Below are 16,742 nucleotides of genomic sequence, written 5' to 3' on the forward strand. Positions count from 1 at the left end.
CCGGGGGGATAGGTCCCCGACGTTTCCACTCTGGACCGAGAGCACCCGTCAGCGGATCGGGAGATCGTCTTCGACGCGCTAGTCAGTTCTGACCAGCGAACCCGGGCGGGGTCCCAGCGCGGCTCAGCGCGCGGAGGGCTGCACGGTGGAGAGCAGGCCGATCCGCATCGCGGTGACCAGCGCCTGGGCGCGGTTGGCCGCGCCGAGCTTCTGGTAGATCCGCGCGATGTGCGACTTCGTCGAGGACTCCGAGAGGAAGAGGTGCTGGCCGATCGAGGCGGCGTTGAGCCCCTCGGCGAGGAGCAGCAGCACCTCGTGCTCGCGCTCGGTGAGCGCCGTCGACTCGCCCGACTGCCGCCGCATCATGGCGCCGACGAGGCCGGCGCAGACGAAGGCCCGCGGCGAGACCGACGCGTGCCGGGTCGCCTTGATCACCTCGGTCGCGGGGGCGTCCTTGCCGACGAAGCCGGAGGCGCCGGCCTGCATCGCCGCGAAGATCTGCTCGTCGCCGGAGTGCATGGTCAGCACGACCAGGCCGACCGTGTCGCTCTGCCGCCGCAGCGTGCGGACGACGTCGAGGCCGGTGCCGTCCTGCAGCTGGAGGTCGGTGACCACCACGTCCGGCTGGAGCTCCTGGGCCGCGGCGATCCCCTCGGCAACGGTGGCGACCGTGGCCGCCACCGACATGTCGGGCTCGAGGTCGAGCACCACTCCCAGGCCGTTGCGGATCAGCTCGTGGTCGTCGATCAGCAGCACCTTGATCGGTCGGTCGGCCATCGATCCTCCTGGTCAGCCGGCGGGTACGAGCTGCGGACGCAGCGTCACGGAGACGGTCAGTCCCCGGCTGGCATTGTCCCTGACGGACAGGTCGGCGCCGATCAATCTTGCACGTTCCCGCATGATCGTCAGGCCGTGCGAGTCCGTCCGGCCGGTCTGCAGCCCGACGCCGTCGTCGGTGACCGTGATCCGCGCGTACGGCGGGGAGACGTGGCAGAGCACCTCGATGCAGTGCGCGCGGGAGTGCTTGACGGCGTTGTTGATCGCCTCCTGCGCGATCCGGAACAGCTCGGCCTCGACCTCCGGGCGCAGGCGCGCGGGCTGCTCCTCGAGGCGGACCTGGATCGCGATCCCCGACGCCTCGGACAGGTGGCGCGCCACGCCGCTGATCGCCGCGCCGAGGCTCTCGTTCTCGCCGATGCTGGTGCGCAGGTTGGTGACGGACTGGCGCACCTCGGCCACGACCCGGGTCACCCGGTCGCGCAGGGCGGTGAACTGGGCGGCCTGCGTGTCGTCGGCCGGCCGGGCCGCGAGCGCGTCGACGATGTAGCCGATCGACGCGATGTCCTGGGCGACGCCGTCGTGCATCTCCCGGGCGAGGCGCTGGCGCTCGTCGGCCGTCGCGGCGTCGCGGAACTGGGCGAAGAGCAACGCGGTGTCGAGCCGTACGACGGCGGCGGACAGGCTCGCGCGCACCTGCTCGAGCCCGGCCTCGTCGAGGTCGACCTCGCTGTCGCCGGGCAGCAGGCCGGCGACGACGGCCTGGTCACCGGCGGGGAACGCGAACCCGCCGTCGGTCAGCACCGCCCGCCCGCGGGCACGCGCGTCGTGGGCGAGGGTCTCGCACACGGCGGAGTCGGCCGGCGTCGCCGTCGCGGCCGCGGCGATCGGGGTCAGCCCGTCGCCGCGCGGGACGAAGAGGAACTGGGTGCGCGTGGGCACCATGTCCCCGAGCTCGGCGAGGAGCCCGCCGCCGAGCGCGGCCGGGTCCAGGCCGGAGCTGAGGTTGCCGGACAGCCCGATCAGCTGCCGGAACAGGTGCTGGGCGTCGCGGTACGGGCGAAGCGGGTCGGTCTCCCGGGGCACGTCCGCGACGGTCGCGCTCGCGACCAGGCTGAGGCCCACGCCCGCGGCGGACCAGGTGAAGATGGCGACCGCCTGCTCCGGGGTGACGGTCTGCCACCACAGCAGCCCGAGCCCGACCACGACGACGACCTCGACCAGCACCGTGCGCACCATCGTCCGCAGGCCCAGCAGCATGGTCGCGAAGAGCGCCGGCGCGAGCAGCGCGGCGAGCACGCTGGTGGAGGCGTCCATGCCGAGCGCGCAGAGCGCGCCGACCGCGGCCGCCTCGGTGGCCGGACCGAACATCAGCTGCGGCGCGCGCAGCAACGGCGTCAGCACCTGGTGCAGCCAGAGCACCCCGAGGCCGATCACCGCGAGCAGCACGTTCGGGGCGGGTGCCCACAGCACCTGGGCCCCGATGGCCATCAACGTGAAGAGTCGGGCCGCCGAGACGACGAGGAGCGCTTGGTGGTTCGGCATAGGGCTACAGGTTGAGGGTGCGGTACATGTCGAGGGCGGCCGGGCCGATCACGACCACGAGGAGGCACGGGAGGATGCAGGCGACCAGAGGCATCATGATCTTCACCGGAACCTGCCGAGCGCGGGCCTCAGCATACTGGCGGCGCTTGACCCGCATCTCGGCGGCCTGGGTCCGCAGCACCGTCGCGATGGAGATGCCGAACGCGTCGGTCTGGATCATCGCGCTGACGAAGGACTTCAGCTCGTCCACGTCGGTCCGCTCGGCGAGCCGCCGCAGCGCGTCGGCGCGGCCGGTGCCGAGCTGCATCTCGCGCAGCACGCGCGCCAGCTCCTCGGAGAGCGGGCCCTGGGTGTTCCGCGCGACCTGCAGCAGCGCGGCGTCGAAGCCCAGCCCCGCCTCGACGCTGATCGCGAGCAGGTCGACGGTGTCGGCGAGCGCGGCGCGGATGGCCTCGCTGCGGTGGTGTCCCTTGTTGTAGAGGTACATCTCGGGCAGGAGGAACCCGATCGCGACGCAGGCGAGGGGCGCGGCGACGAGCACGGTGACCGAGGCGTCGACCAGCGCGCAGTAGCCGAGGCCGGCGATCGGCAGTGCCACCGCGCCGGCGACCTTGAACGCCAGGATGGTGTCGACGGACCAGTCGTGCGGGTTGCCGGCGACGTCGAGGCTGCGCCGGAGGCGCTCGGCCTTGTCCATCCCGGTGAGCCGGCGCCCGAGCCGGGCGCACCGGTCGTGGAACGGGGCGACGACCCGCTCGACGAGGGGACGGTCCACCTCCCGGCGTACCTCCTCGGACCGGGTGGGGGAGTCCGTGAGCGCGTCCAGGGCCCGGGTCACTGGGTCGACGCGGCGGGCGCCGGCCAGCCCGATCCCGCCCAGCAGGAGCGCGGCGCCGATCAGCACGATCGCGGCGGTCAGCACGATCAGACCTCCACTCGGATCATGCGGCTCATCCAGAACACCCCGAGTGCCAGCCAGAAGGCGGACCCGACCAGCATCGCGATGCCGACCGGGTCGGTGAAGAGCGGCTCGAGGTAGGACCGGTTGGTCACCAGCTGGAAGGTGAAGAAGCCGACCGGGAGCGCGGTCAGGATGTAGGCCGAGTACTTCCCCTCGGCGGCGAGCGAGTGCACCTGCCGGCGCAGGTAGTCGCGCTCGCGCATCGTGTCCGCGACGGTGGTGAGCAGCTGGGCGAGGTTGCCGCCGACCTGGCGCTGGATCCGGATCGCCATCACGACCCAGGCGAAGTCCTTGCTCTCGAACCGCAGCGCCACGCTCTCGAGGGCGTCCTCCAGCGAGACCCCGATGCGGGTCTCGACCTGGACCCGCTTGAACTCCGAGGCGATCGGGTCGGGACCCTCGCGGACGATCACGTCGACCGCCTGGCCCAGCGACATGCCGACGGAGAGGGCGCCGGCCATCAGCTGCAGCGTCTCGGGCAGGGCGGCGTTGAAGGCGCGGGCCCGCTGGGTGGCCCGCCAGCGCAGGTACGCCGAGGGCAGCACGGCCCCGGCCGCGACGAACAGCAGCGCCACCACGGCGCTGCCGCGGCCGACGAGGAGCCCCAGGGCGCCGCCGCCGAGCGCCACGCCGACGTGCGCGACCAGCCACTCGGCGCTGTTCATCTCGCTGCCGGCCGCGGTGAGCAGCCGGGTCAGCCGGGCGTCGAGCGACCTGTTGCGCTGCAGGACGCCGGCGGCGAGCGTGCGCGCCGGCCGGCGTGCCGACGGTGCGCTGCGGTGGCTGCCGGCGGCACCGGACGCGGCCGCGTACGCCGAGATCCGCTCGTCCACCGACATCGGCGTCGGGCGGCCGGGGACGAGCAGCACCGCCACGACCAGCGCGCCCAGGCCGAGGACCGCCGTCCCGGCGTACAGCAGCCAGGGGGCGCTCTCGAGGCCCGTCACAGCCACTCCGACCGGAACAGCGCCGGGTCCACGGCGACGTTCTGCGCGGCGATCTTGTCGAGGAACCCGGGGCGCAGCCCGGTCGGGCGCAGCTGGCCCAGGGCGCGTCCGGAGTCGTCGAAGCCGGCGCCGGTGTCGAAGACGAACAGGTCCTGGAGGGTGATCGCGTCGCCCTCCATCCGCTCGACCTCGGTGATGTGGGTGATCCGCCGGCTGCCGTCCTTGAGCCGGACCTGGTGCACGATCAGGTCGACGGCGGAGGCGATCTGCTCGCGGATGGCGCGGATCGGCAGGTCCATCCCGGCCATCATCACCATCGTCTCCAGCCGGGACAGCGCGTCGCGGGGGCCGTTGGAGTGCAGGGTGCAGATGGAGCCGTCGTGGCCGGTGTTCATGGCCTGCAGCATGTCCAGCGCCGACGCGTCGCGGACCTCGCCGACGACGACCCGGTCCGGCCGCATCCGCAGGCTGTTGCGGACCAGGTCGCGGATGGAGACCTCGCCCCTGCCCTCGATGTTGGAGGGGCGCGACTCCAGCCGCACGACGTGCCCCTGGGTCAGCTGGAGCTCGGCGGCGTCCTCGATGGTGACGATCCGCTCGTCGGCCGGGATGAACGACGAGAGCACGTTGAGCGTGGTGGTCTTGCCGGCTCCCGTGCCGCCGGAGACGACGACGTTGAGGCGCCCGTGGATGCAGGCGTGGAGGAAGTCGGCGGTGGCGGCCGTCAGGGTGCCCGAGTCGATCAGGTCCTGGACGGTGAGCGGGTTGGCGGAGAACTTCCGGATGGTCAGCGCGGACCCGTCGATCGCCAGCGGCGGCACGATCGCGTTGACGCGGCTCCCGTCGGGGAGGCGTGCGTCGACCATCGGGCTGGCCTCGTCCACGCGCCGCCCCATCCGGGAGACGATCTTGTCGATGGTGCGGCGCAGGTGCGCCTCGTCGGAGAAGTGGGCCTCGGCCTTCACCAGGCGCCCGCGGCGCTCCAGCCAGACGTCGTCGTGGCCGTTGACCATGATCTCGGAGACCTCGGGGTCCCGCAGGTACGGGTCGATCGGCCCGAAGCCGAGGATCTCGTCGCTGATCTCGCTCGTCACCCGTGCCCGGTCGGCGTTGCTGAGCGGGTGGTCCTGGGCGGCGAGCACGCTGGTCAGCACGGTGCGCACGCGCTGGTCGAGCTCGGCCGGCTCGAGGTTCTGGTCGTAGAGCTGGGGGCCGAGCTGGGCAAGCAGCTCGGCGTGGACCCCGGTCTTCAGGTCGTTGATCCGGTCCGCCCCCTGGCCGGCCAGGACCCGGCGCTGGGCCGACCGGTTCTCGGTGCCGCCCGTGGCCGCCGCCGCGGCGCGCGCGGAGAGCGGTTGGGCGGTGATGGCGACCGGCGCGGCGGGCGCCGCCTGAGGCGTGAGGGCCGCCGAGGGTGCCGCCGCGGGTGCCGCCGCGGACTGCCCGGCGACGCCGAGCGGGTCCTCCACCGCCGCCTGGGGGAGCGGCCCGTCGAGCGGGTCCGTCGCGGGGCCGGCGACCGGCGCGTCGGCGTGGGCCGGGGGCGCGGCGGGGCCGGCCGGCGTCGTACCGGCCTCGTCGGGCTCGGTCGCGGCCTGCTGGCCGGCGACGCTGCGTCGTGCGGCCTCGAGCCGCTCGGACAGGGTGGCCATCAGTTCCTCCCGCGGCGGAACAGGCCGCGCGCCCGGGCGGCGTCACCGGTGCCGGCGCCGGCTCCGGCCCCGGCCAGCGGCTCGCCGATCAGGGCCGCGGCCAGGTTCAGGTAGGCCTGGCTCGCCTGGTGGCCGGGCTTCTGGGCCACGATCGGCGTGCCGGCGTTGGTGGCGGCGGCGACGTCGACGGCCGTGGCGATCTGGGCGCTCACCGGCATGTCCAGGATCGCCTCCACCTTCTCGACCGTGATCCCGACGGCGTCGTCGGCGCGGTTGAGGAGGAGGTGGCGGTGGCCGCGCGCGATGGAGAGCATGTCCATGGTCTCGAGCGCGACCTTGACGTTCTTCAGGGTCGGCACGTCGAGCGTGGCGACGACGACGCACTCGTCGGTCTCGTCCAGCGCGGTCAGCGTGGCGTCGTCGAACGACGGCGAGGTGTCGATCACGACGAAGTCGAACCCGTCGCGCAGGGTGCGCAGGATCCGGGAGATGAGCAGCGGGGAGATCCGCTCGCGGACGTCCGGGTGGGCCGGCGCGGCGAGGACCTCCAGCCCGCTGTCGTGGTGGCTCAGCAGCCCCTCGAGCATCGCCAGGTCGACCGAGTTCTCCGAGCCGATCGCCTGCTCGATCGAGCGCGTGGGGAACATCTGCATCGTGATCGCGACGTCGCCGAAGGCGAGGTCGAGGTCGACGAGGCAGACCTTGCGCGCGCCGTCGTCGGCGAGGGTGAGTGCCAGGTTCACCGACGACGTGGTCTTGCCGACGCCGCCCTTGGGGGAGAAGACCGTGACGATCCTGCCCCGTTCGGCGTCGTCGGTGATGCCGCGCAGCGCGCGGTGCAGCTGGTTGGCGCGCTCGATGGCGCCGGCCAGCATCGCGTGGTCGTCGGTGGTGACGACGTCCCGCACGCCGGCCTGCATGGACCGGGTGAGCACGGTGGTGTCGAGGGTCTGGCGGACCAGCACGACGCTGACCGCCGGCCGGGTGATCCGGAGCAGCTCGGCGACCGAGAAGGCGACCTCCAGGCCGACGGAGGGGCCGAGGACGACCCCGTACTCGTCGCTGCGCTGGTCCAGCCAGGCGAGCATGCCGTCGACGGTGGCGACGACGTGGGAGCCGGCGGGCAGGGCCCGCTGCAGCAGTGGGACGACGGCCGAGTCGGCCTCGACGATGACGGGCATCTGTGACTCCTCAGTCGAAGAGGTTGGCGTCGGTGACGCCCTCGTCGGGCTTGACCTTGCTGCCGTCGTTGAGCAGCGCGACGGAGAGCGCGCCGACGGACTCGGCGAACCGCACCTTCTCCGCCTCCCGCTGGGTCACGGCGACGGTGAGCAGCGAGCGGAGGTCGTCGTTGCGGACCTCCGTCTGGGCGGCCGGGTCCGTGGGCACCGCAGTGCTCGCACCGAAGGCCAGCACCGTGACCCGGCCGAGCAGCGTCCGGGTGGACTCCGTCGGCTGGGTGAGGAAGACCGCGACCTCCGCGCCGGGGCGGATGAAGTCGCCGACGCGTGCGGCGTCCTCGACGGCGATCGAGATCGCGAGCTTGTCCTCCGGGATGGGCAGGCTCGCCGCGGCCTCCACGTCGTCGGCGCCGCCGAACTTGAGCGGGATCAGCTGCTCGCCGGGGTAGAGCGTGGTCAGCGCGACCGTGCCGCGCAGGTCGGCCGCCGAGGTGCTGGCGTCCGGGAGCAGCTGCGCGCGGGTGACGTCCGACAGCCGGACCTTCCCGACCTCGATCGCATCGTCGATGCTCTCGCCCGGCAGGATCCGCTCGGTGGCGGTGAGCACCTCCACGGTGTCGTACTGCTCCGCCGCGCGGGCGTCGGCGCCCTGCGCGTAGACGAAGACGAGTGCGACGCCGCAGGTGGCGATCACCGCCGCCACGACCAACAACAACCTTCGACGGTCCATCAGAGCCCTCCCCGCTCCCCATGGCCACACGGAGGCGAGCCCCCGTGCTGTCCCCCAACAATCCCGAGGCAGCAACCCCAGGATTGGTTAAATCACTGCCCTCCCGGCAGCAGGGCGAGGCTAACCGCTGGTAGCGACACGGGTGACGAAAATCGCGAAAAGGGGCGGATGGGGCGGTTGTGACCGCTAGGTGCTAGGCGCTAGAGGTAGAGCGCCGCGATCTCGTCGCGGCACTCGCGCATCACGACGTTGCGCTTCAGCTTGAGGCTGGGGGTGATCTGCCCGGCGTCCTCGGTCCAGTCCTCGGGGAGGATGGTGAACTTGCGGATCGACTCGGCCTTGGAGACCGCGAGATTGGCGTCGTCGACCGCGGCCTGGATCTCGGCCCGCAGGTCGGGGTCGTCCACATGGGCCGAGAACGGGCCGGACAGGTGGTGCTGCTCGGCCCAGACCTCGTAGGCCTCCGGGTCGATCGTCACGAGGGCGCCGATGAAGGGCTGCCCGTCGCCGACGACCAGGCACTGGCTGACCAGGTGATGGGCCCGGACCCGGTCCTCGAGCACGGCGGGCGCCACGTTCTTGCCGCCCGCGGTCACCAGGATCTCCTTCTTGCGGCCGGTGATCCGCACGAACCCCTCGTCGTCGATCTCGCCGACGTCGCCGGTGTGGAACCAGCCGTCCGCGCCCAGCACCTGGGCGGTCTCGTCCGGCGCGTTCCAGTAGCCCCGGAAGACCTGGCCGCCGCGGAAGAGCAGCTCGCCGTCGTCGCTGACCCGCACCGCCGTGCCCGGCAGCGGCCGCCCCACCGTGCCGATCCGCTGCGCGTCCGGCAGGTTGACGGTCAGCGCCCCCGTGGTCTCGGTGAGCCCGTAGCCCTCCAGGACGTTGAGCCCGATGCCGCGGTAGAAGTGCCCCAGCCGCTCGCCGAGCGGGGCGCCACCGGAGATGACGTAGCGGCAGTTGCCGCCGAGCGCGGCGAGCAGGCGGCGGTAGACGAGGCGTGCGAAGAGGGCGCGCTGCGCGCGCAGCCGCACCGGGGTCCGGCCGCCGTCCATCGCCCGGGACGTCGCGATGGCGACCTCGACGGCCCGGTCGAAGATCCGCCCCTTGCCGTCCGCGGCGGCCCGCTGCGAGGCGGTGTTGAAGACCTTCTCGAAGACCCGCGGCACGCCGAGGATGAACGTCGGCCGGAACGCGTCGAGCGAGGCGAGGAGGTTCTTGATGTCGGCGCTGTGGCCGAGCCGGGTGCGCGACTTCACCGCGCCGATCTGGATGATCCGGGCGAAGACGTGGGCCAGCGGGAGGAAGAGCAGCGTGGCCGCCTCCTCGTCCTCGAACAGCTCGTGCAGCTGGTCCACCGCGACCGCGAGCTCGGTCTCGAAGTTGCCGTGCGTGAGGATGCAGCCCTTCGGCCGCCCCGTCGTGCCCGAGGTGTAGATGAGGGTGGCCGCGTCCTCCGGGCCGGCCGCGACGCGCCGTGCCTCCAGGTCGGCCGCGTCGACCTCCGCCCCGGTCGCGGTGAGCGTCGCGACGGCGCCGTCCTCGAGCGCCCACACGTGCTCCAGTGCGGGCAGGTCCGCGCGCACCGAGGCGATCCGCTCCAGGTGCGCCGCGTCCTCGGCGACCACCGCACGCGAGCCGGAGTCGCCGAGGATCCAGGCGATCTGGACCGCGGAGGAGGTCTCGTAGATCGGCACGGAGACCGCGCCGGCGAACCAGATCGCGTAGTCGAGCAGCGTCCACTCGTAGCGCGTCCGGGAGAGCAGCCCGACCCGGTCGCCGGGCTCGATGCCGGCGGCGACGAGCCCCTGGGCGACCGCCCGGACCTCGGCCAGGAACTGCGCGGCGGTCACGTCCTGCCACGCCTCGCCGTCCGGACCGTCCGGTCCCGGACGGCTGAACAGGGCCGCGTCGGGGACCTCCGCCGCGTTGCGGACGATGTCGTCGGTCAGGTTCCCGGTCGCCGCGATCCTCACGGTCTGCGGCGTCGAGTACTCGCGCACGGTTCCTCCTGGTCGATCTCCGGGACCTCGCGCGTCCCGGACTGGAGGCTACGCCGTGAGCGGGCCCGCCCACGAGGCGGGATCGGGTCCGGTAGCCTGCGCGCATGGCCGAGCAGACGTCTTCGTCGATCCTCATCGAGGCGCCCGCGGCGGACGTGATGGCCGTGATCGCGGACTTCCCCGCCTACCCCGAGTGGGCCAAGGGCGTCCGGGTCGCCGAGGTGCGCTCCACCTTCGACCAGGGCGAGGCCGGCGGCCGCGCCCGCGAGGTCTTCTTCTCGCTCGACGTGTCGCCGATCAAGGACGAGTACACGCTGCGGTACCGGTGGCACGGCGACGAGCGGGTCACCTGGGACCTCGTCGAGGGCAAGATGCTGCGCTCGCTCGAGGGGGCCTACCTCCTCCGCGAGACCGGGACCGGTGCCACGGAGGTCACCTACCGGCTCGCCCTGGACGTGTCGATCCCGCTGATCGGCATGCTCAAGCGCAAGGGCGAGAAGATCCTGATCGACACCGCGCTCAAGGGACTCAAGAAGCGCGTCGAGACCGGCGCCTGAGGCGCGCGGCAACGGGAAAGTCGAGGAACGCCGGACCGTGAGGATCCTCCTGTTCACCGGCAAGGGTGGTGTGGGCAAGTCGACGGTCGCGGCCGGCACCGCCGCGCTGGCCGCCGAGCGCGGGCTGCGCACGCTGGTCCTGTCCACCGACGCCGCCCACTCCCTGGCCGACGCCTACGGCGTGCCCGAGGGCACGGTCGCCGCCGACCCCGTCGAGGTCGCGCCCCGGCTCCACGTGCAGCAGGTCGACGCCCAGCTCCGGTTCGAGCAGTCGTGGGCGGACGTCCAGCGCTACCTGCTCTCCGTCCTCGACGCCGCGGGCATGGACCCGGTGGCCGCCGAGGAGATGACCGTCATCCCGGGTGCCGAGGAGGTGCTCGCGCTCCTCGAGCTGCGGCTGCACGCGCGCTCCGGCCGGTGGGACGTCATCGTGGTCGACTGCGCGCCGACCGCGGAGACGCTGCGGCTGCTGGCGCTGCCCGAGGCGCTCGGGTGGTACATCGAGCGCCTGCTGCCGATCCAGCGGCGCCTGGTGCGGGCGCTGCGCCCGGTGCTCAACCGCGCCGCCGGCGTACCGATGCCGGGCGACTCGGTCTTCGACGCCGTCGCCTCGCTGCACGCCGAGCTGGACGAGGTGCACGCGCTCCTGGCGGCGCCGGAGTCGACCGTGCGGCTGGTGATGACGCCTGAGAACGTCGTGCTGGCCGAGGCCCGCCGGGCCTACACGAGCCTGTGCCTCTTCGGCTACCGGGTCGACGGCGTCGTCGCCAACCGGGTCTTCCCCGACGGCGGTGAGGATCCGTGGCGGGCGGCGTGGGTGGAGGCGCAGGACGAGGTCATGGGCCGGGTCCACCAGTCGTTCGCCGGGCTCCCGGTCTGGCGCTCGGAGTACCAGAGCGGCGAGCCCCTCGGCGCGCCCGCGCTGCGGGACTTCGCCGCGGCGCTCTACGGCGGGGACGACCCGCTGGCGGTGCCCGGCGGCGACGGACCGTTCCGGGTGACCCGCACCGAGGACGGCGCCGCGGTGCTGCACCTCGCCCTGCCGTTCGTGTCGCGTGCCGAGGTCGACCTCGCCCGCAACGGCGACGAGCTGGTGGTCACCGTGGGCTCCGCCCGACGCCTGCTCACCCTGCCGCCGGGCCTGGCCCGGATGGACGTGGCCGGGGCCCGGGTGGGGGACGGGGAACTGCGCGTGCGGTTCGCGGCGCCGACGACCGTCGGTGCCGCCGCGGCGGGCGCCGGCGCCGAGCCGACCGGAGGCCGGCGATGAGCGACCAGACCGGCGGGCACGGCGCCGGACGCGAGGGCGGTCCCGAGGACGTCGGCGGGGTCGCCGAGGAGGCCGCGAAGCTGTTCGGCGCGATCGCGGACCTCGCCCGCCAGCACGGCGGCGAGGCCGCCGGAGGCGTCGGCGAGGGGATCGGCGGGTTCGCGGGCCAGGCGGCCTCGTTCGCGCGCGACGTCAACGACCACATCGCGACCGGCGACGCCGAGTGCCGCTACTGTCCCGTCTGCCGGGTGGTCCACGCCGTCCGCGAGACGTCGCCGGAGGTCCGCGCGCACCTGGCCACCGCGGCGTCGTCGCTGCTGCAGGCCGCCGCCGGGCTGATGGAGCAGGCGGCGTCCGCCAGCCGGGACGGCGACGGGGACGGACACCCGCGCGGACCCGAGGTGGAGAAGATCGACCTCGGCGACGACACCGACCAGGGAGGTGAGTGGTGACCGCAGCACCGCTGACGATCGGGATCGACATCGGCGGCACCAAGATCGCCGGCGCGCTGGTCGACGCCGAGGGCGTGGTCCTCGCCGAGGACCGGGTGACCTCGCCGGCGACGGAGCCCGCCCACATCGAGACCGCCGCGGCGACGCTGGTGGCCGGCCTCTCCGCCGGCCGCGAGGTGGTCGCCGTCGGGGTCGGTGCCGCCGGCTACGTCGACGCGGGCCGCTCCAAGGTGCTCTTCGCGCCCAACATCGCCTGGCGCGACGAGCCGCTCGGCGCGGACCTCGCCAAGCTCACCGGGCTGCCGGTCGTCGTCGAGAACGACGCCAACGCCGCGGCCTGGGGGGAGTTCCGGTTCGGGGCCGGCCGCGACGTCGAGGACCAGCTGATGGTCACCGTCGGCACCGGCGTGGGCGGCGGGATCATCAGCGGCGGCCGGCTGCAGCGCGGTGCGTTCGGCGCCGCGGCGGAGATCGGCCACCTGTGCGTCGTGCCCGACGGGGTGCTGTGCGGCTGCGGCAACCGCGGCTGCCTGGAGCAGTACGGCAGCGGGAGTGCGCTGGTCCGGGACGCGCGCTCCACCGCCAGCGGCGGCTCGCGGCTGGCCGCGGGACTGCGCGAGCGCGCCGGCGGCGACCCGATGGCGATCACCGGCCCGATGGTCACCACCGCCGCCCGCGAGGGCGACCCCTTCGCGATCGGTCTCTTCGAGCAGCTCGGCCACTGGCTGGGCCACGGGATCGCGTCGCTGGTCGAGGTGCTCGACCCCGCGATCGTGGTGATCGGCGGCGGTGTGAGCGAGGCGGGCAGCCTGCTGCTCGACCCGCTGCGAACCACCTTCGACAGCAGGCTCGTGGGCCGTGGCTACCGGTCCCAGGCGGAGATCCGGTCCGCCGAGCTCGGCAACCGCGCCGGGGTCATCGGCGCGGCGGACCTGGCGCGGTCCTGAGGCGCGACGGGAGGGCGTGGGCGTGTACGTCGGTGTCGACGTCGGCGGCACGAAGGTGCTCGCCGTGGGCGTGGAGGAGTCCGGCCCGGGGGTGAAGATCCTCGGCTCGGTGACCGTGGCGATGCCCGGACGGGACGCGCCCGAGGCCGCGATCGAGGAGGCGATGGCCGACGCGGCCCGCCGCGTGGCGGCCGGTGCCGAGGTGCGCGGGGTGGGGATCTCCGGCGCCGGCCTCGTCGACGCGGAGGGGGAGCGGGTCCGGTTCGCCGCGCACCTGCCCTGGCGCGACACCCCCGTCCGCTCCCGCATGGAGGACCTGCTGGGCCTCCCGGTGACGCTCGACAACGACGCCAACTGCGCGGCGTACGCCGAGCTGGTCGCCGGCGCCGCGCAGGGCGTCGGGTCGGCCCTGCTGATCACGGTGGGCACCGGGATCGGCGGCGCCCTCATCGTGGGCGGCCGGCTGTACCGGGGCGCCCACGGCACCGCCGGCGAGTTCGGCCACATGCAGGTCGTCCCCGACGGCCTGGAGTGCGAGTGCGGCCTGCGGGGCTGCTGGGAGCAGTACTGCAGCGGCCGGGCGCTCGAGCGGGTGATGCGGGTCGCCGTGGGGCGGCACTACGACGGGCCGCGGGTGGCCGCGCTGGCCCGCGCGGGCGACGAGGTCGCCCGGCGCTCCATCGCCTCGATCGGCACGTGGCTGGGCGTCGGCGCGGCCGGCCTGGTCTCCGCCTTCGACCCCGAGCTGGTGATCGTCGGCGGCGGCGTCTCCAACGACGGCGACCTGCTGCTGGCGCCGGCCCGCGCTGCGCTGGCCGAGTCCCTCCAGGGGACCGGCCACCGCGTCGTACCGGACCTGGTGCCGGCCGCCTTCGGGCCCGAGGCCGGCGCCGTCGGCGCCGCGCTCATCGCCCGCGACGGTCGGTGACCCGCCGCACGCCGCCGCGGCGGACGTAGCCTGCCAGGGTGACCTGGCTCAGCGAGTACTGGCTCGACCTGTTCGGCTGGCTCGGGAGCGGGCTGCTGATCGTCTCGCTGCTGCAGACCCGGGTCCTGAGGTTCCGGCTCCTGAACCTCGCCGCGTCGGTCATCCTGGTCATCTTCAACGCGCTCCTGGCCGTGTGGCCGATGGTCGGGATGAACCTGGCGACCAGCGCGATCAACATCTTCTTCATCACCAGGATGCTCCGCGACCGGCACTCGGAGACGGCGTACGACGTGCTGGAGGTCGGCCCCGGCGACCCCTACCTGCGCTACTTCCTCGGGGTGCACGAGGCCGACATCGAGCGTCACCAGCCCGGGTTCTCCGCCGGTCTGCTGGGTGAGGACGACCTTGCGTTCCAGGTGCAGAGCGGCGACGAGACCGTGGGCGTGGTGCTGATCCGGCGCGATGGCGAGGTGGCCCAGGTGCTGCTGGACTTCGTGACGCCGCGCTACCGGGACTTCACCCCGGGCGAGTTCGTCTGGCGGCAGGCGACCGGGCTGCGGGACCGGGGCTTCCGGAGGGTGGTGACGCCGCCGGGGATGCTGGCGCCGTACTACGACCACCTGCCCCAGGCCTGGCGCCCGGTGGGTGCCGCGTACGAGCTGGAGCTGTAGCCGCCGCTGCCGGCGCCGCGGTGCGGTCGGCCGTCAGACGCGAGCGCCGTCGTCCCAGGGGTCGCGGGGGGAGCCGGGCATGCGGTACAGCAGGTAGCCGAAGCCGCCGATGAAGCCGACGACCAGCAGCCAGCCGAGCCAGGTCGGGATGGACAGGCCGGCGATCAGGCAGACGAGCAGCACCGCGGGCGAGCCGAGCACGCCCACCCACGCGGCCAGGCGGTCGAGCGAGGGGACGGGCACGGGCGGCGCCTCGGGCGGCACGAAGGCGTCCTCGTCGGGCACCTCGGGCGCCTCGGCCGCCTCGGGCGCGGGGGCGCCCGTTCCGCGGGGGCCCGGCGGCGGGTCGGCCGGCTCCGGCCGCGCCTCCTCGGCGATCTCGGTCGGGTCCAGTGCCGGGCGCTCCCCGTAGTTGGCGACGATCGCCTGCCAGGCTGCGTCCTCGGCCTGACCGTCTCGCCGGTCGTCGGTCCCGTCGTCGCGCTGCACGGGCCCAGGCTACTTCGTCACCCGCGCGATGAAATCCGCAGATTCGGCGAAGATCGTCCCGGCGTCGTTGTCCAGGGTCGCGACGTGGTACGACTCGGGCAGCGCCACGCGGGTCACGTCGCTGGAGCCGACGCCGCCGAGGATCAGCGGCTCGCTCGCGTCGTCGACGACGTGGTCCACGTCGGAGCGCAGGTAGAGCAGGGGAGCGGTGATCCGCTCCAGGTCGGCGACGAGGTCGGGCCAGGCCCGGATGAAGGAGTGGATCGCCTTCAGCGGCGTCCGGGTGTAGCCGCCCTCGCTCATCCCGGGCCTCTTGATGTCGTCGGTGATCCCGGGGAAGCTGCCGACCACGTGCTTGAGCACGGGCAGCAGCTTGACGTCGAGGCGCCGGCTGGCCAGCGCGGGGTTGACCACGACCACGCCCGCCACCTCGTCCCCACGGTCCGCGGCCAGGCGCAGGGCCAGGGCGCCACCCATCGACAGGCCACCCACCACGACCGCGTCGCTCTGCGCCTTCAGGTCGTCGAGGGCCGTGCTCAGCTCCTCGAGCCAGTCCTCCCAGCGCCGGGTGTTGAGGTCCTGCCAGGTGGTGCCGTGGCCCGGGAGGCGCGGCACCCGGACGCCGTACCCGCGCTCGGCGAGGAACTCGCCCCACGGCCGCATCGAGGCGGGCGAGCCGGTGAAGCCGTGGCTGAGCAGGACGCCGATCCGCGCGCCCCCGGTGAGCTCGGGGCGGGCGTCGGCCGTCAGGGGGCTCGCGTCGGGGAGGACCTCGGGTGTGGGCACGTCGCGATTGTGCCACCCGGCCCTGGCCACGGGGGCCGGTGCAGCGGCTACGCTGCACCCGTCGGCCCGGCTCCGGGGGCCGCGGGCGACCCGGCACCGGTCCGGGGAAAGGTGTGCTGAGTTGTTCTACTGGTTCCTCAAGTTCGTCGCGCTGGGTCCGCTGCTGAAGCTGGTCTTCCGGCCGAAGGAGACCGGCGTCGGCAACGTGCCCGCCGAGGGACCGGTGATCCTGGCCAGCAACCACCTCTCCTACGCGGACTGGCTGTTCATGCCGCTGGTCGTGCCGCGCAAGGTCAGCTTCGTCGCGAAGGCCGAGTACTTCACCGCGCCGGGCGTGCGGGGCTGGCTGAAGAAGACCTTCTTCAGCGGCACCGGCAACATCCCGATCGACCGCTCCGGCGCCGACGCCGCGGCCGGCGCGCTGCTCTCGGCGAAGCGGGTGCTCGCCGAGGGCGGGATCTTCGGCATCTACCCCGAGGGCACCCGCTCCCACGACGGCCGCCTCTACCGCGGGAAGACCGGCATCGCGCGGCTGACGCTGGAGACCGGGGTGCCCGTCGTTCCGGTCGCGGTGATCGGCACCGACGTGGTGGCGCCCCCGGGCAAGGTGTTCGGCCGGTGGACGCGCCCCGACGTCCGGTTCGGCGAGCCGCTGGACTTCTCCCGCTACGCGGGGCTCGAGAACGACCGCTTCATCCTGCGCTCGGTCACCGACGAGATCATGTACGAGATCATGCGGCTCTCCGGCCAGGAGTACGTCGACATGTACGCCACCAAGGCCAAGGAGCTGGCGAAGCAGGCCGACGCCGGCGACCGCAAGCTGGCCTCCTGACCGGGGGCTCACCC

At 73.6% G+C, this 16,742-nt stretch carries 17 protein-coding genes; 7 read left to right on the forward strand and 10 right to left on the reverse strand.

Translation table 11 applies throughout. From position 1 onward, the window contains the following. Positions 1–123: 123 nt before the first annotated feature. The 8 genes from ABLM29_RS08560 to ABLM29_RS08595 all read right to left on the reverse strand — a co-directional run bounded on the left by ABLM29_RS08560 (position 124) and on the right by ABLM29_RS08595 (position 9,796). Positions 124–777: a response regulator transcription factor gene (locus ABLM29_RS08560; RefSeq protein ID WP_349713666.1), complete on the reverse strand. Its 654-nt coding sequence runs from the start codon at positions 775–777 to the stop codon at positions 124–126. Positions 778–789: 12 nt separating this feature from the next. After that, on the reverse strand, positions 790–2,322 hold the full coding sequence (locus ABLM29_RS08565) for a sensor histidine kinase (RefSeq protein WP_349713667.1): 1,533 nt from the start codon (positions 2,320–2,322) through the stop codon (positions 790–792). A gap of 4 nt (positions 2,323–2,326) precedes the next feature. Then, positions 2,327–3,244 carry a type II secretion system F family protein gene (locus ABLM29_RS08570; protein ID WP_349713668.1) on the reverse strand — a complete coding sequence of 306 codons (918 nt, stop codon included), beginning with the start codon at positions 3,242–3,244 and terminating at the stop codon, positions 2,327–2,329. Between the two features lie 2 nt (positions 3,245–3,246). Continuing rightward, a complete protein-coding gene (locus ABLM29_RS08575; RefSeq protein WP_349713669.1) occupies positions 3,247–4,230 on the reverse strand; it encodes a type II secretion system F family protein in 984 nt (327 codons plus the stop codon). Continuing rightward, positions 4,227–5,882 (reverse strand): TadA family conjugal transfer-associated ATPase, encoded by a 1,656-nt coding sequence (locus ABLM29_RS08580; protein ID WP_349713670.1) that lies wholly within the window; start codon positions 5,880–5,882, stop codon positions 4,227–4,229. The genes ABLM29_RS08575 and ABLM29_RS08580 overlap by 4 nt, the downstream gene beginning before the upstream one ends. Further along, entirely contained in the window at positions 5,882–7,063 is a 1,182-nt protein-coding gene (locus ABLM29_RS08585; RefSeq protein ID WP_349713671.1) for a CpaE/TadZ family protein, read from the reverse strand. Before ABLM29_RS08585 ends, ABLM29_RS08580 begins: the two co-directional genes overlap by 1 nt. A 10-nt stretch (positions 7,064–7,073) precedes the next feature. Next, a complete protein-coding gene (gene cpaB / locus ABLM29_RS08590; protein ID WP_349713672.1) occupies positions 7,074–7,793 on the reverse strand; it encodes a Flp pilus assembly protein CpaB in 720 nt (239 codons plus the stop codon). A gap of 200 nt (positions 7,794–7,993) precedes the next feature. Then, a complete protein-coding gene (locus ABLM29_RS08595; protein ID WP_349713673.1) occupies positions 7,994–9,796 on the reverse strand; it encodes an AMP-dependent synthetase/ligase in 1,803 nt (600 codons plus the stop codon). A gap of 104 nt (positions 9,797–9,900) precedes the next feature. Here ABLM29_RS08595 and ABLM29_RS08600 point away from each other — a divergent pair, with 104 nt between their 5' ends. From ABLM29_RS08600 to ABLM29_RS08625, 6 genes are read left to right on the forward strand one after another with little or no spacing between them, the layout of a single operon-like run. After that, a complete protein-coding gene (locus ABLM29_RS08600; RefSeq protein ID WP_349713674.1) occupies positions 9,901–10,353 on the forward strand; it encodes an SRPBCC family protein in 453 nt (150 codons plus the stop codon). 37 nt (positions 10,354–10,390) lie between these two features. Next, on the forward strand, positions 10,391–11,623 hold the full coding sequence (locus ABLM29_RS08605; protein WP_349713675.1) for an ArsA family ATPase: 1,233 nt from the start codon (positions 10,391–10,393) through the stop codon (positions 11,621–11,623). Further along, positions 11,620–12,075, forward strand: coding sequence for a hypothetical protein (locus tag ABLM29_RS08610; protein WP_349713676.1), 456 nt, complete (start codon positions 11,620–11,622; stop codon positions 12,073–12,075). Before ABLM29_RS08605 ends, ABLM29_RS08610 begins: the two co-directional genes overlap by 4 nt. Continuing rightward, a complete protein-coding gene (locus ABLM29_RS08615) occupies positions 12,072–13,022 on the forward strand; it encodes an ROK family glucokinase (RefSeq protein WP_349713677.1) in 951 nt (316 codons plus the stop codon). Before ABLM29_RS08610 ends, ABLM29_RS08615 begins: the two co-directional genes overlap by 4 nt. A 22-nt stretch (positions 13,023–13,044) precedes the next feature. Continuing rightward, the gene (locus tag ABLM29_RS08620) at positions 13,045–13,950 is read left to right on the forward strand and encodes an ROK family protein (RefSeq protein ID WP_349713678.1); all 906 of its coding nucleotides are present in this window, start codon (positions 13,045–13,047) and stop codon (positions 13,948–13,950) included. A 38-nt stretch (positions 13,951–13,988) separates the two neighbouring features. Continuing rightward, complete coding sequence (locus tag ABLM29_RS08625; protein ID WP_349713679.1) at positions 13,989–14,621, forward strand: hypothetical protein; 633 nt, start codon at positions 13,989–13,991, stop codon at positions 14,619–14,621. Between the two features lie 33 nt (positions 14,622–14,654). Here ABLM29_RS08625 and ABLM29_RS08630 read toward each other — a convergent pair whose 3' ends face one another. After that, a complete protein-coding gene (locus tag ABLM29_RS08630; RefSeq protein WP_349713680.1) occupies positions 14,655–15,110 on the reverse strand; it encodes a hypothetical protein in 456 nt (151 codons plus the stop codon). A 9-nt stretch (positions 15,111–15,119) separates the two neighbouring features. Next, positions 15,120–15,896, reverse strand: coding sequence for an alpha/beta hydrolase (locus tag ABLM29_RS08635; RefSeq protein WP_349713681.1), 777 nt, complete (start codon positions 15,894–15,896; stop codon positions 15,120–15,122). A 121-nt stretch (positions 15,897–16,017) separates the two neighbouring features. On the opposite strand from ABLM29_RS08635, the gene ABLM29_RS08640 reads away from it, so the two are divergent. After that, the gene (locus ABLM29_RS08640; RefSeq protein WP_349713682.1) at positions 16,018–16,728 is read left to right on the forward strand and encodes a lysophospholipid acyltransferase family protein; all 711 of its coding nucleotides are present in this window, start codon (positions 16,018–16,020) and stop codon (positions 16,726–16,728) included. Positions 16,729–16,742: the final 14 nt, after the last annotated feature.

It is taken from the genome of Nocardioides sp. YIM 152588, from assembly GCF_040191335.1.
Lineage (GTDB): Bacteria > Actinomycetota > Actinomycetes > Propionibacteriales > Nocardioidaceae > Nocardioides.